The sequence below is a fragment of the Pseudomonas sp. RC10 genome, assembly GCF_038397775.1.
Taxonomy (GTDB): Bacteria; Pseudomonadota; Gammaproteobacteria; order Pseudomonadales; family Pseudomonadaceae; genus Aquipseudomonas; species Aquipseudomonas bambusae.
This window is the reverse complement of sequence record NZ_CP151650.1, coordinates 1718953-1731954: the sequence shown is the minus strand read 5'-3', so window position 1 is coordinate 1731954 and position 13002 is coordinate 1718953. Positions and strand designations below refer to the sequence as shown.

General features: G+C 60.0%; 14 protein-coding genes. 11 read left to right on the top strand and 3 right to left on the bottom strand.

What is annotated here, in order from left to right:
• Positions 1 to 43: 43 nt before the first annotated feature.
• Complete coding sequence (locus AAEO81_RS07910) at positions 44 to 958, bottom strand: LysR family transcriptional regulator (RefSeq protein WP_341962728.1); 915 nt, start codon at positions 956 to 958, stop codon at positions 44 to 46.
• Between the two features lie 116 nt (positions 959 to 1074).
• On the opposite strand from AAEO81_RS07910, the gene AAEO81_RS07905 reads away from it, so the two are divergent.
• Positions 1075 to 1671 (top strand): flavodoxin family protein, encoded by a 597-nt coding sequence (locus AAEO81_RS07905; protein ID WP_166596305.1) that lies wholly within the window; start codon positions 1075 to 1077, stop codon positions 1669 to 1671.
• Positions 1672 to 1732: 61 nt separating this feature from the next.
• Here the strand turns inward: AAEO81_RS07905 and AAEO81_RS07900 are convergent, their stop codons facing one another.
• Positions 1733 to 2524 (bottom strand): helix-turn-helix transcriptional regulator, encoded by a 792-nt coding sequence (locus AAEO81_RS07900; RefSeq protein WP_341964492.1) that lies wholly within the window; start codon positions 2522 to 2524, stop codon positions 1733 to 1735.
• A gap of 212 nt (positions 2525 to 2736) precedes the next feature.
• On the opposite strand from AAEO81_RS07900, the gene AAEO81_RS07895 reads away from it, so the two are divergent.
• The 10 genes from AAEO81_RS07895 to AAEO81_RS07850 all read left to right on the top strand — a co-directional run bounded on the left by AAEO81_RS07895 (position 2737) and on the right by AAEO81_RS07850 (position 12023).
• On the top strand, positions 2737 to 3567 hold the full coding sequence (locus AAEO81_RS07895; RefSeq protein WP_341964491.1) for an alpha/beta hydrolase: 831 nt from the start codon (positions 2737 to 2739) through the stop codon (positions 3565 to 3567).
• A 456-nt stretch (positions 3568 to 4023) separates the two neighbouring features.
• Complete coding sequence (locus AAEO81_RS07890) at positions 4024 to 5439, top strand: MFS transporter (protein ID WP_166596304.1); 1416 nt, start codon at positions 4024 to 4026, stop codon at positions 5437 to 5439.
• Positions 5440 to 5524: 85 nt separating this feature from the next.
• Positions 5525 to 5956, top strand: a complete 432-nt coding sequence (locus tag AAEO81_RS07885; RefSeq protein ID WP_166596303.1) for a nuclear transport factor 2 family protein — start codon at positions 5525 to 5527, stop codon at positions 5954 to 5956.
• 277 nt (positions 5957 to 6233) lie between these two features.
• Positions 6234 to 6914, top strand: a complete 681-nt coding sequence (locus AAEO81_RS07880) for a GntR family transcriptional regulator (protein ID WP_341962723.1) — start codon at positions 6234 to 6236, stop codon at positions 6912 to 6914.
• Positions 6915 to 6926: 12 nt separating this feature from the next.
• Positions 6927 to 7604 (top strand): DUF2848 domain-containing protein, encoded by a 678-nt coding sequence (locus AAEO81_RS07875; RefSeq protein ID WP_341962721.1) that lies wholly within the window; start codon positions 6927 to 6929, stop codon positions 7602 to 7604.
• A 5-nt stretch (positions 7605 to 7609) separates the two neighbouring features.
• Positions 7610 to 8962: an amidase gene (locus tag AAEO81_RS07870; RefSeq protein ID WP_341962719.1), complete on the top strand. Its 1353-nt coding sequence runs from the start codon at positions 7610 to 7612 to the stop codon at positions 8960 to 8962.
• 129 nt (positions 8963 to 9091) lie between these two features.
• On the top strand, positions 9092 to 9637 hold the full coding sequence (locus AAEO81_RS07865; protein ID WP_341962717.1) for an ureidoglycolate lyase: 546 nt from the start codon (positions 9092 to 9094) through the stop codon (positions 9635 to 9637).
• Positions 9638 to 9711: 74 nt separating this feature from the next.
• The gene (locus tag AAEO81_RS07860) at positions 9712 to 10539 is read left to right on the top strand and encodes a basic amino acid ABC transporter substrate-binding protein (protein WP_341962715.1); all 828 of its coding nucleotides are present in this window, start codon (positions 9712 to 9714) and stop codon (positions 10537 to 10539) included.
• 54 nt (positions 10540 to 10593) lie between these two features.
• A complete protein-coding gene (locus AAEO81_RS07855; RefSeq protein ID WP_341962713.1) occupies positions 10594 to 11265 on the top strand; it encodes an amino acid ABC transporter permease in 672 nt (223 codons plus the stop codon).
• A complete protein-coding gene (locus tag AAEO81_RS07850) occupies positions 11262 to 12023 on the top strand; it encodes an amino acid ABC transporter ATP-binding protein (RefSeq protein ID WP_341962711.1) in 762 nt (253 codons plus the stop codon). The genes AAEO81_RS07855 and AAEO81_RS07850 overlap by 4 nt, the downstream gene beginning before the upstream one ends.
• A 95-nt stretch (positions 12024 to 12118) precedes the next feature.
• On the opposite strand, the gene AAEO81_RS07845 is transcribed toward AAEO81_RS07850, so the two are convergent.
• Complete coding sequence (locus AAEO81_RS07845) at positions 12119 to 12925, bottom strand: IclR family transcriptional regulator C-terminal domain-containing protein (protein ID WP_341962709.1); 807 nt, start codon at positions 12923 to 12925, stop codon at positions 12119 to 12121.
• Positions 12926 to 13002 lie beyond the last annotated feature (77 nt).

Below are 13002 nucleotides of genomic sequence, written 5' to 3'. Positions count from 1 at the left end.
CGCGCCGCAGAGAAGAAACACCAACCGGACGGCAAGACGTTCGTCAAACCGGCTCATCGAGATAGGGTTTCAACACCCCTTCAATCCAGCTCATGAACGCACGGACACGTTGGGAAAGATTGCGCCGATGGGCGACAACGAGCGAAGCGGCAAGCGGCTCGGGCCTAAGCTCGGGGAGCACTTCCACCAGATCGCCGCGCTGGATGTGCTGCGCCAGCGCCAGGTAACCGCCTTGAATCAGTCCAATACCCGCCAGCCCCGCTGCATGGTAGGTCTGCACGCTGTTGACCTGCATCACGCCGGGCAGCGCCAGCGATCCATACCCCTCACCCTCCGGATACTCCCACCCCATCAATCGGGCGCCGAAAGTGGGGGTGTAGTGAATCATTTGGTGCCCTTGGCTCAGTAGATCGTCGAGGGTCTGCGGTGTGCCGTATATCGCCAGGTAGTGAGGACTCGCCGCATTCATCATGCGCAAACGGCCCAGTGAACGGGCGATCAGCGTGTCGTCGAGGATCGGCCCGAGCCGGATCACGCAATCGAACCCTTCCTGTACAAGATCAACCCGCCGATCAGTGCTGGACAACTCCAGCTCCAACTCGGGATTCGCCTTGAGGAACTGCGGCAGCGCGGGGATGACCACGGTCCTCGCCAACTCGGTCGGCATGTCGACACGCAATCGCCCCCTCAAAGGAGCGCCGTTGCTGGCGAACATCGATTGCATGTCCTGCGCATCGGCCAGAAGGTCCCGAGCACGCGAATAGAAAGCGCGCCCGTCCTCGGTCAATTGCACGCTGCGCGTCGTCCGGTGCAAAAGCGTGGCGCCCACCTCACGCTCCAGTTCGCGAATGACAGTCGAGACTCGCCCCTTCTGAATGCCCAAGCTTTCAGCGGCTCGGGTAAAGCTCATCAGTTCCGCGACGCGGGCAAAAATCAGCAGTGTCTGGAGATGGGGCATTGTTCACCTAAATGAGAACAGAGCGTTCACGAAGGCATGATTTATAGCGTATTTCTGACTCAGTAGAGTAGCGCTCACGTTGCCCATCCTTCCACTCAACGTTAGAGAGCGTCCCCATGAATTCCCCTTCCACACCTGTTAGAACCGCTGTCGTTTATCACTCCGGCTATGGCCACACCGCGCGCATGGCCAGCGCGGTGGCCGAAGGCGCAGGCACTGGCGCTGTGTTGTTGGCCATCGACTCCGAGGGCAACCTTTCCGACGATGCATGGCAGACCCTGGCCAGCGCGGATGCCATCGTTTTTGGCTCGCCGACGTACATGGGCGGCCCAAGCTGGCAGTTCAAAAAGTTCGCGGATGCCTCTTCCAAACCCTGGTTCGAAGGCGCCTGGCAGAACAAGATTTTTGGCGGCTTCACCAACAGCGCGAGCCTCAACGGCGACAAGCTCAATACCCTTGAATACTTCGTCTTGCTCTCAGGGCAGCACGGCGGGATCTGGGTCGGGCTGGACATCAAACCGGCGAACCTCAAGGCCTCGAAGCGCGATGACCCGAATCGCATGGGCTCGTACATCGCGCCCATGGCGCAGACGCCTGCCGATGCGTCCCCTGAAGAGATGTCCTCAGGAGACCTTGAAACAGCACGCCTGTACGGCGCCCGGGTTGCGCTGATTGCCGGGCAATTTCAGCTTGGGAAATCCCGTCTCGCCTGATTCAGCTCACCTGAAAAACCACCTGTCCTCGCGGCAGGTGGCGGCCTCCAGAAAACGGTCATCACCCCAGTTTCGCTCGACGGTATTCATCAGGTGTTTCGCCCGTCAACTTCCGGAACATGCCGATGAACGCAGAGGAACTGCTGTAGCCCAGATCAAAGGCTATCGTTTCGACAGACGCGCCTTTACTCAGTTGTTGGTAAGAGCACATCACCTTCAACCGCTGCTTCCACTGCGACAAAGACATCCCCAAGTCGCGCTGGCAACGCCGCATGAGCGTCCGCTCCGTTGCATTGACGAGACGGGCCCACTCCCCCAACGAACGCGCATCGGCCGGGTTGTCTTCCAAGGCTTTGAGAATGGGCGCCAGCGCCGGGTCGGTCGAACCCGGCAAATACGTGGCGACTCGTGACGTCTGTCGCATCTTGTCCAGCAACACAAACAGCAACCGGCTTTCCTCACTCGTTTGCACCAATCCCGGCGGTGACATTCGAAGCTCTTCGAGCAGCGCCCGAATCAGCGGCGTGATGGTCAACGCGCATGCGATCTGCGGCAGTTGCTCACACAAAGACGCCGTGACGTACACCGAGCAATGGCAGGCCTCCTGATGGTTCAGCGCGTTGTGCTCGACGTTGGGCGGCAGCCAGACACCGAACTGCGGCGGCGCAATGATGTGCACGCCTTCGACCATGATTTCCATGACCCCGCTGAAGGAATAAACGAATTCGCCCCACGGGTGGTGGTGAAAAGGATAAGCCGTGGACACCGGCATGTGCGCCGAGCGGAAGTAAACGGGCGCGGGAATTTCATCGGTGAAAGGCGCGCGGACCACGTGGACCGGAGGCTTGTTCATGGCATAGGCCCTGAGGCTGGTGGCGATTGTCCGTTTCATGGGATCGCTTGTCGTTCCGACGCTATGTACCGGATTCCGGGCTGTCGCAGACTGGAATCGCACATCAGACACGGCGCAGGCGGCAGAGATTCCATCTTTGCCGACGAGGCGACTGAAGCCGCTCTCCGCTGGGTCTGAAACCTCCACACCACTCGCTTACAGGAAGGTGGATGATGTCTAACAACCCGCTGGCTTTACCAGAAACGTTCGATTTCCACGGCCAATCCGTTCGCTGGGGGCGCATGGGGCAGAAGGGCCCTGCCGTCGTGATGGTGCACGGCACCCCGTTTTCCTCATACGTCTGGCGACGCATCGCGCCCCTGCTCGCCGAGCATTATCAAGTCTTCTACTACGACCTGCTGGGCTACGGCCAATCGGAGCAAAAGGAAGGTCAGGACGTTTCGCTGGGTATTCAAAACGACCTGCTCACGGAGCTCTTGGCGCACTGGGAAGTCGAACGCCCTCATGTTGTGGCCCACGACTTCGGGGGTGCGACCAGCCTTCGCGCTCATCTCTTGAACAAGGCCGATTATGCGAGCCTGACCCTGATCGACCCGGTCGCCATCGCGCCTTGGGGCACACCGCTAATCAGGCATGTGCGCCGCCATGAACAAGCGTTCAGCGAGGCACCGGCCTATGTCCACGAAGCGATTGTGAACGCTTACATCAAGGGCTCGACTCACCGTCCGCTTCACGCAGAGGATTTTCACGCCTACGTGAAACCCTGGACTGGCGACGTCGGACAAGCCGCGTTTTACCGTCAGATCGTGCAGATGGACGAGCAGTACACCGACGAAATCGAACACCGCTTCGATGAAATCCGCTGCCCGGTCCAGCTGCTATGGGGCGAGCAGGATGACTGGATTCCAATCACACAAGGCGACGAGCTCGCGCGTCGGATTCCGGGGATCACCTACGTTCGTGTGCCGGGCGCCGGGCATCTGGTGCAGGAAGAAGCGCCGGAAGTCATCGTGGCTCAGCTCTTCAATTTCTTCCGGACGTGATACGCGCCCCTGTGGACTCGCTTAAATCGGAATGCCATGCCGCGAACGTACCGCGCCATGGCATTTCGGCCTTTGCAGAGGGCCAATGACCCGGAGCGCCGGATATCGCGGTCGTCGCCGTTGCTTGAGCGATTGACAGCCTGACGAAACGCTCGCTATAACTACACCGTTGTACGACGACAGACGAATAATCGTCGAGTCACCTCTAAAAATAAAAATGTCGGTCACCACAATGAATTCGACCTGCTTGCTTATCTCAGCCCAAACCCCGTCTGCGGGTTCTCTCCCGGCCGTTTGCTGCCCCGGAAAACGCCATTCGCTCAAAATAGTTTCACGCGCTCGACTGCGAAGTGGTTAGACCTCTGACCTCCCTATTGCGATTCCGAGACGCTGGTCACCGCGCGCTCGCTGAACCGGTCGCGAGATCATCACCCCTCCAAAAATAATAGTGATGCCATGAATCTGAACGAGTCCACCCATCCGCAAAGCGTCACACGGGCGGCCACACGGTCTGTCGGCAAATACCGCTGGACGATCTGTGCGCTGCTGTTTTTCGCCACCACGGTCAACTACCTGGATCGCCAGGTGCTCAGCTTGCTGGCCCCGGACCTGTCGACGGAATTTGGCTGGAGTAACACTGACTACGCCAACATTGCCTCGGTCTTTCAGTTCGTCTACGCCATCGCGATGATCTTCGCCGGTCGTGTCGTCGACAAGATCGGCACCAAAACCGCCTACGTCGTGGCGATTGGCGTCTGGTCCACGGGCGCCGTGATGCACGCGTTTGCGGTGCCGTTGGGGCAAGGCATTGGCGCGATCACCACGGCACTGGGGTTCGCTGCAATTCCGGTGTCCATCGCCGGGTTCATGCTGTCGCGGGCCGTGCTGGCCATCGGCGAAGCGGGTAACTTCCCGATCGCGATCAAAGCCACGGCCGAATATTTTCCGAAGACCGAGCGCTCGTTCGCCACCGGGATTTTCAACTCCGGCGCCAACGTCGGTGCGATCGCCGCGCCGATCTGCGTGCCGCTGATCGCTGCTGCGTGGGGCTGGGAATCGGCGTTCATCGTGATCGGCCTGCTCGGTTTCGTCTGGCTGGGCATGTGGGTGGCCCTGTATGAAAAACCGGATCAGCAAAAACGCCTGACCGCCGAAGAGCTGGCCTACATTCGCGGCGACGAAGCCGAAGCTGTCCAGGCTGCCCCGGTGCCGGGTGCGCCTGCGAAGAAGGTTTCGTGGTTCAAACTTTTGACCTATCGCCAGACGTGGGCCTTCGCCTTCGGCAAGTTCATGACTGACGGCGTGTGGTGGTTCTTCCTGTTCTGGCTCCCGACGTACCTGTCCGCGCAATACAACATGAAAGGCGCGGCCATCGTGATGCCGCTGTTCGTGCTGTACAGCATGACCATGGTCGGCAGCATCGGCGGCGGCTGGTTCCCGAGTTACTTCATGGCACGGGGCGACAAGCCGTACGACGGCCGCATGAAAGCCATGCTGATCATCGCGCTGTTCCCGTTGCTGGTGCTGCTGGCGCAACCGTTCGGGTACATCAGTTTCTGGGTGCCCGTGCTGTTGATCGGCATCGGCGCGTCGGCGCATCAGGCGTGGTCGTGCAACATTTTCACCACGGTGTCCGACATGTTCCCCCAGAAAACTGTGGCATCGGTCGTGGGCATTGGCGGCATGGCCGGTGGCCTGGGTGGCGTGGTCATGACCAAGATCGGCGGTTGGGTCTTTGACTATTACAAGTCGATCAACGACATCCACACCGGCTACATGATCATGTTTGCCATCTGCGCCCTGGCCTATCTCGTGGCGTGGAGCGTGATGAAAGCGCTGGTGCCGCGCCACAAGGAAATCACCGATCTCTGATCCCTTAGCCAACAAACCTCACGGTTGCCTCCGTGCCTACACAGGGATGCGTTTCGCATCCCACGACAACAACAAGGAAATATCGATGACCAAGTTCAAAGTGCTGGTGGGTTTTGTGTGTCTGTTTTCGGGTTACGTTGCTGCCGCCCCATCGGCCGACGAGCAGAACGTGGCCAAGGCGGTCGACAAAATGACGCAGGCGATGCTGCACAAGGACACCAAAACCCTGGCGGCCCTGACCTCCGACAAAGTCACCTATGGCCACTCCAGCGGCAAGGTTCAGAACAAGGATGAATTCATCGCCGACATCGAAACCGGCCGCAGCGGCTTCAAGACCCTGCAGATGCTGAACCAGAAAATCACCATGGACGGCGACGTCGCACTGGTCCGCAACCACTTCTCCGCCCAGGCCGTGAACAGCGGCGTGGAAGTCCCGACCGAAATCGAAAACTTCCAGATCTGGCAGAAGCAGAAAGGCCAGTGGCTGTTGATCGGTCGTCAGGCGTACAAGTTCTAATCCCGCCCCAATCGGTTCATCGGCGTGGCGATGTCTGATCGCCGCGCCGACATGACATCCCATGCAGGGGTGCATTCACTTCCCAAACGTTGATGCCCATTTTGGTATCACCGCGCACTCAATCTGAGCATTTCGGTAACAGCCCGCCTCTAGCCCCTCCCCCAAAAAAAACATAACTCCATGATTTAATAAGATTTGTTACGACGTCAATCACGATGGCACAAGATCTGCTCACTGAAAACACTGTGATATATCAGAGTATTTTCAGGAGAAGCCTGTGAGCCCGTCCGATCAAACCGACGATGAATCCCCACCGGTCGCCAAGAGTGCCGCCAACCTGCGTGAGCTGGCTTATGCGCAGATCAAGCACCGGATCATCACCTGCGAGCTTCGCCCAGGGGACGCCATCAACGAATCCCAACTGGCGGCTTTGCTGGGCTTGGGGCGCACCCCTATTCATCAGGCGTTACACCGTCTGGAGATGGAAGGCATCGTCACGATCCTGCCGCGCAAGGGTGTGGTGGTCACGCCGCTGTCGCTGAACGACATTCTGGACATGGTCGAGGTGCGGGTGACCAACGAGCAGCTGTGCGTGAAGCTGGCGTTGGAGCGTGCCCATGAAAGCGATTTTAAAGCGATGCACGCGATCCTCGACCGCACGCCCGACATGCTGGCCCGGCGCGACGTGCCCGGTCTGATGGCGCTGGACCTCAACTTTCATCTGGCCATTTCCGCGGCCGCCCGTAACAAGGTGCTGGCCGAGCTGTTACGCGGCCTGCATGAAAAACAGGCGCGTTTCTGGTTTCTGACGATCTCGGACATCTCCCACAGCGAGCGCATCTATCAGGAGCACCGGGAGATCCTCGCCGCTCTTGAAAGCCGCAACACCGAAGCGGCCGTCGCAGCGATTCATGACCACATCGACGACTTCCGTCGCGCCATCACTCGATCCCTTTAATCGGAGCCTTACATGACGAGCCTGACGTTCCAGATTGCCGACCACGGCAACCTCACCGTAAACATCCACCACCTCATCATCGCAGGCTGGGCGGGTCGCGACATGGCAGCCGTCGAGCACCATATCGCCGAGCTTGAAGAGCTGGGCGTGCGTCGGCCGACGCAGATTCCGTGCTTTTACCGGGTGTCGGCGCATCTGCTGAACCCCGCCGAGCGAATTCAGGTGCCGGGTAAATGCTCCTCGGGTGAAACTGAATTCGTCCTGATTCCAAGCGACGAAGGGCTGCTGGTGGGACTGGGTTCGGACCACACGGACCGCAAGGTCGAGAGCTACGACGTCACGGTTTCAAAGCAGATGTGCGACAAGCCGATTGGCATTCAGGTCTGGCGCTACGCGCAGGTCCAGCCCCATTGGGATCAGTTGATCATGCGCACCTGGAGAACCCGCGAGGGTCAGCGCGAGCTGTACCAGCAAGGTCCGGTGACCGGTCTGCTCGCACCGGAGCAGCTGCTCGGCAAGCTCAACGAACACGGCCAGCTCCCGCCCAACACCGCGATGTTCTGCGGCACGCAACCCGTGCTGGGCGAACTGGGTTACGGCGATGTATTCGAGATGGAGCTGCATGACCCCGTGCTCAAACGCAGCCTGCACCATCGGTATCGTGTCGATCCCTTGCCAGTGGCGGAGTGAGCATCATGAAAACAATTGCCCAACTCGCGGGTGAGCTGAACAGCGGCATCACGACCAGCCAGACGTTGATCGAAGACGCGCTCGCACGCATCGAACAGCATCGAGGCGCCGGTGGCTCGGCGTACATCAGCGTCGATGCCGAGCAGGCCAGGCTGGATGCAATCGCCAGCGATCGGGCGCGAGCGAAAGGCCACGTGCCCTCACCTCTGGCCGGTCTGCCCGTGTCGATCAAAGACCTGTTCGACGTGCGCGGACACGTCTCTCGGTCAGGCGCGAAACTGCTGAACGATGCACCGCCAGCCATCAGCGATGCAGCGGTTGTAAGTCGTCTTCGGGCGGTGGGGGCGATTCTGCTGGGCCGCACCAACATGAGCGAATTCGCCTTTTCGGGCCTTGGCTTGAACCCGCACTTCGGCACCCCGCGAAACCCCTTCGATCAACACCGCATCGCCGGCGGTTCAAGCTCGGGAGCTGCGGTCAGCGTCGCCGAAGGCATGGCCGTGGTGGGGCTCGGCACCGACACAGGCGGGTCCATCCGTATTCCGTCAGCGTTCTGTGGTCTGACAGGCTTCAAGCCCACTGCCAGCCGGGTGCCTCAGGACGGGGCCTTTCCCCTGTCGCAGAGTCTGGATTCCGTAGGCCCACTGGCGCGGTCTGTCGCCGATTGCCGCTGGGTGGACGGCATTCTGTCCGGGGAAACGCTGGCTCATCAGGAGCGTACGCTGGCCGGATTGCGTCTGGCGGTCACTCGTGACTATGTCCTTGAAGGCCTCGACGAAGCGACGGCCCTGGCTTTCGACGCAAGCCTCGCGCGACTCAGCGACGCGGGCGCCGATATTCAGTGGATCAACTTTCCCGAGCTTCATCAGTTGCCTCAGATCAACGCGGGCGGCGGCCTGACGGCAGCAGAAGCCTGGCATCGTCATCGCGACTGGCTGCAAGGGCCGCACAGCGACCAGTACGACGCTCGGGTCGCGAAACGTATTCGGCGCGGGGAGGCGTTGTCGGCTTTCGACTATCTGGAAATCGTCGCGCAACGTCAGCGTTTGATTGAAGCGGCTCGCCAGCGACTGGCGGGGTTCGACGGCTGGCTGATGCCGACAGTGCCCGTCGTGGCGCCAACGCTCGAACCGTTACTGGCGGACGAAGCCACGTTCTTCAGCACGAATGGCCTGGTGTTGCGCAACCCCAGCGTCATCAACTTTCTGGACGGCTGTGCGTTGAGCCTGCCGTGTCAGCGGCCCGGAGACCTGCCCGTCGGATTATCGGTCGCCGGACTGCACGGCACTGACGCGCACATTCTGGCCGTGGGTCAGGCCATTGAAGCCTGCGTGACCCACGCACCGAATGTGAGATGAGAGATAGGCGCCGACACCTGACCGGCGCCTGAAACCCCTGTTTCGCTTTGCATCGGCACGCATGCCGCGGGAGGCGTTCGCCCCGAATTTGCCGAGCAACCGACAGCCCTGTGTGGCGTGGAGAATGTCATGAGTGATACCGAGTTGTTGCACGTCGAGCCTCTGAGCGCTGGTGCGTTTGAACCCTACGGATGGATGCTGGGTGAGCCCTACGACCCCAAGGGAACGATCCCGGGATTCAGCAATGCCGCTACGGATTTCTGGCAAACCCACGTGTTCGACCCCGGCATGGGCGGCCGCACGGAAGTGCTCTGGGTGAACTACCGCAGCCACGAGGACGTTGCGGTGCTCGAAGTCCATCGGCTGACCCAACAGGCCATCGTGCCGCTGACCGGTCCAGTCATTCATATCGTGGCGACCAGCCTGGCGGATGGCGAGCCGGACCTGAACAGCCTCAAGGCCTTTCGCATCGAGCCCGGCCAAGGCATCTGCATGCGCCCCGGATGCTGGCATGCCTCACGGGTTGAAGACGCAGAAGTCACCTGCCTGATGCTCACGCGCAGCTCTACCACCCTTGAGCTGATCGACCACATGACGGACGGAACACCCGCCGAGGAGAGTGCGCTGCGGCCAATCACGCCCAAGCGCCGGGTGGCGGCTGGAACACAACAATAACGACAACGCCTGAAGGCTCGATGCCCAAAGGCCCTGACCCACTGCCAAACCTACTCCAGCATGAGGAAATTCCCATGAAAACGCTTTCTTCGCTCTTCCGGTCTTTCACGTCCGATCTGCGCACGGCGCGCACATTCGGCGCAGCGTTCGTGGTGCTGACATCCCTGGCCATGACGGCGCCCGTCAATGCCGCCCCGCTGCCAACGATCAAGGTCGCGGCCGACCCCAGCTTCACGCCTTTCGCCTTCATGGACCAGAAAACCCATCAAATGGAAGGGTTCGACATGGACCTGATGCGCGCGATGGCGCCGCTGGCGGGGTATCAAGTGCAAGTGCTGCCGCTGGATTTCGCCGGCATCATCCCTGCGTTGCAAAGCGGCAATATCCAGGTTTCCGCGTCGAGCATCACCATCACCGAAGCGCGGAAAAAGGTCATTGATTTTTCCAGCCCTTACTACGACTCAGGCATGCAGATTCTCGTCAAAAACAACGAGGCCGGGATCAGCACCATGAACGATCTCAAGGGCAAAACGGTGGCCGTGCTCACCGGCTCCACGGGCTACACCTTCACCCAGGAGACGTTGGGCTCGGACGTGAAACTGGTGCCGTATTCGACCTACGCCGCCGCATTCCTGGCGCTGGTCGTCGGCAACACCGATGCCGTCGTGGGCGATCAGCCTGTGCTGGCCAACTACGCAAGCAACGCGGGCAAAGGCAAAGCGAAAGTCGTCGGACCGCTGTACCACGGCGAGCAATACGGAATCGCGTTCGCCAAAGGCAGTCCCTTGGTCGAGCCGATGAACAAGGCCCTGCAAACGCTTCGGGACAACGGTACCTACGCTCAGATCTACCAGAAATGGTTCGGCACCCTGCCCACTTCCACCGCATCCACCCCGCAATAACGTAAACCACAGACGCCGCTGCTCTGCGGCTCTGCTTTTCTGAACGAGGCTCTCATGAACTTTCAGTTTGATTGGCAAGCTGCGCTTGCCAGCATCCCCGCGTTGCTCGCGGGTCTGCCGATGACGTTGCTGATTTCCCTAATCGGCGTGGTGATCGGCATGCTGTTGGGCGTGGCTTTCGGCATGTTGCGTCTGGCGCCGCAGTGGTACTTGCGCGCCATCGCCGTGACCTACGTCGAAATCTTTCGCGGCACGCCGGTGTTGGTCCAGGTGCTGTTCATCTTCTATGGTTTGCCCTCGTTGCTGGGGCATCCGCTGGACCCACTCACCGCAGCCATCGCCTCGATCGCACTGAACTCCGGTGCTTACATCTCGGAGGTCGTGCGCGGCGGCGTCGGCTCCATCGACCGAGGCCAGAGTGAAGCAGGTCTCTCATTGGGCCTGGGACCGGTTCAAACCTTCGCCCATGTTATCTGGCCTCAGGCACTGCGGCGCATGGCCCCCGCGCTGGGCAATCAGATGATCACCAGCATCAAGGACACCTCGCTGTTCTCGGTCATCGGCATCGGTGAACTGGTCCGCGAAGGGCAAATCTTCATCGCTGCCACCTTCAACGCGCTGGAAGTCTATTTGATGATCGGCGTGTTCTACCTGTTGATCACCCTGACGCTGTCACTGCTGATCAACGTCTACGAACGCACTCAACTGCAAGGGCGAGCACGATGATGGGACAACCTCAACCAGTGGTCACAGTCGAAAACCTGCACAAACACTACGGCGACGCGCATGTTTTGAAGGGCGTCGACATGCAGGTCAGCGCAGGCGAAGTGGTGGTCATCCTCGGGGCCAGCGGCTCGGGCAAATCCACGTTGATCCGGTGCCTGAACGGCCTGGAAACGTATAGCGAAGGCAGTGTGGTCGTGGGCGGTCTGTCGCTTCCGGCCAACCGTCCAGGCCTGCGCGTGCTCAAGGACATTCGCAAAGAAGCGGGCATGGTCTTCCAGCAGTTCAACCTGTTCCCCCACAAAACCGTGTTGGAAAACATCACCCTCGCTCCGCGCAAGGTCAGGGGTAAATCCCGCGAAGCCGCACGGCAACATGCGATGGAGTTGCTGGAAAAAGTCCACATCGCCGCACACGCCCACAAATACCCCGGCCAACTGTCGGGAGGCCAGCAACAACGGGTCGCCATCGCCCGCGCATTGGCCATGGAACCCAAGCTCATGCTGTTTGATGAACCCACTTCCGCGCTCGACCCGGAAATGGTCAGCGAAGTGCTCGACGTCATGCGCGAACTCGCTCGCTCAGGCATGACCATGATCATCGTCACCCACGAAATGAACTTCGCCCGAGAGGTGGCGGATCGTGCGGTGTACGTTCACGACGGCCGGATACTGGAACAGGGACCGCCCCGGCAATTGTTCGAAGCGCCGGTGCATGAGCGGACGAAGGCGTTTTTTTCGAGTGTGTTGAAGCAGGGTTGAGAGAGCGCCGAACGATAGGCCGCGCGCGATGAGCACCTCAAACGGACACAGCACGGGTATTTCCCGTGCTGCTTTCTCTCCTCGGCCGAGCCGGCTCAGTTGTGACGCTTGCCCGAAATGGAAGAGGCGGTGGAGATCACCAGGTCGGCGTATCGACGCATGTCGCGCTTTTCATCCCAGCGCGAACGGGAAACCGCGATATTGACCGCCCCGATGCCACGTCCATTGCTGTCGACGACCGCTGCCGCTGTAGAGATATCGCCGTAGAAATACTGGTCTTCGACGTGGGCGAAGCGCTCTTCGCGCACCCGATCGATGTGCGCACGGATCAGCCCGACATCGGTCACTGTGGCCGGTGTGTACTGCTGAAACTGACTGCGGTCGAGGATATCGTGCACTTCATCGTCCGGATACGTCGCGAGCAAGGCCAGGCCCGGTGCCGTGCACCACGCCGGGAGCCGGGTGCCGACGATGACATTGGCGTTGAAGACGTGACGGCTGACAATACGCAACACAAACACAATGTCCGTATCGTTGATGACCGTCAGGTTGGTGGCTTCTTCGGTTTCACTGCTGAGCTGTTGCAGGTACGGCGCGGCCCGGTTCACCAGATCGCTGGACACCAGGTACTGGAAGGTGAAATCCAGCAACTTGGGGGACAGCTCATATTTCTTGCCGGTGTCTTTGTTGAGATAGCCCAGGGTCGACAGGGTATGCGTGAAGCGTTGGGTAGCGCTCAAGTCCATGCCCGTAAGGCTGGCGATGTCCGATAGGGATAACTGGCGCTGGCTGCCGTTGAAGGCCATCAGCACCTTCATGGCCTTTTCCACCGACTGAACATAAAGAGAGGACTCTTTGGGGTCACTCGCGGCAGATTTTCGTGGAGCTTTTGGGTTCGCCATAGATATGCAGCATCAATTTGAAAACCCGATTATCCGCATACCGGGCCACATGTTCTATTGCTATCCACTAAATATTT

Excerpts from the sequence above, each read along its gene's own strand:
- AAEO81_RS07850 (WP_341962711.1), top strand. The coding sequence starts at position 11,262 with ATGATGGGACAACCTCAACCAGTGGTCACAGTCGAAAACCTGCACAAA.
- AAEO81_RS07885 (WP_166596303.1), top strand. The coding sequence starts at position 5,525 with ATGACCAAGTTCAAAGTGCTGGTGGGTTTTGTGTGTCTGTTTTCGGGT.
- AAEO81_RS07875 (WP_341962721.1), top strand. The coding sequence starts at position 6,927 with ATGACGAGCCTGACGTTCCAGATTGCCGACCACGGCAACCTCACCGTA.
- AAEO81_RS07870 (WP_341962719.1), top strand. The coding sequence starts at position 7,610 with ATGAAAACAATTGCCCAACTCGCGGGTGAGCTGAACAGCGGCATCACG.
- AAEO81_RS07910 (WP_341962728.1), bottom strand. The coding sequence starts at position 958 with ATGCCCCATCTCCAGACACTGCTGATTTTTGCCCGCGTCGCGGAACTG.
- AAEO81_RS07890 (WP_166596304.1), top strand. The coding sequence starts at position 4,024 with ATGAATCTGAACGAGTCCACCCATCCGCAAAGCGTCACACGGGCGGCC.
- AAEO81_RS07895 (WP_341964491.1), top strand. The coding sequence starts at position 2,737 with ATGTCTAACAACCCGCTGGCTTTACCAGAAACGTTCGATTTCCACGGC.
- AAEO81_RS07845 (WP_341962709.1), bottom strand. The coding sequence starts at position 12,925 with ATGGCGAACCCAAAAGCTCCACGAAAATCTGCCGCGAGTGACCCCAAA.
- AAEO81_RS07865 (WP_341962717.1), top strand. The coding sequence starts at position 9,092 with ATGAGTGATACCGAGTTGTTGCACGTCGAGCCTCTGAGCGCTGGTGCG.
- AAEO81_RS07900 (WP_341964492.1), bottom strand. The coding sequence starts at position 2,524 with ATGAACAAGCCTCCGGTCCACGTGGTCCGCGCGCCTTTCACCGATGAA.
- AAEO81_RS07860 (WP_341962715.1), top strand. The coding sequence starts at position 9,712 with ATGAAAACGCTTTCTTCGCTCTTCCGGTCTTTCACGTCCGATCTGCGC.
- AAEO81_RS07905 (WP_166596305.1), top strand. The coding sequence starts at position 1,075 with ATGAATTCCCCTTCCACACCTGTTAGAACCGCTGTCGTTTATCACTCC.
- AAEO81_RS07855 (WP_341962713.1), top strand. The coding sequence starts at position 10,594 with ATGAACTTTCAGTTTGATTGGCAAGCTGCGCTTGCCAGCATCCCCGCG.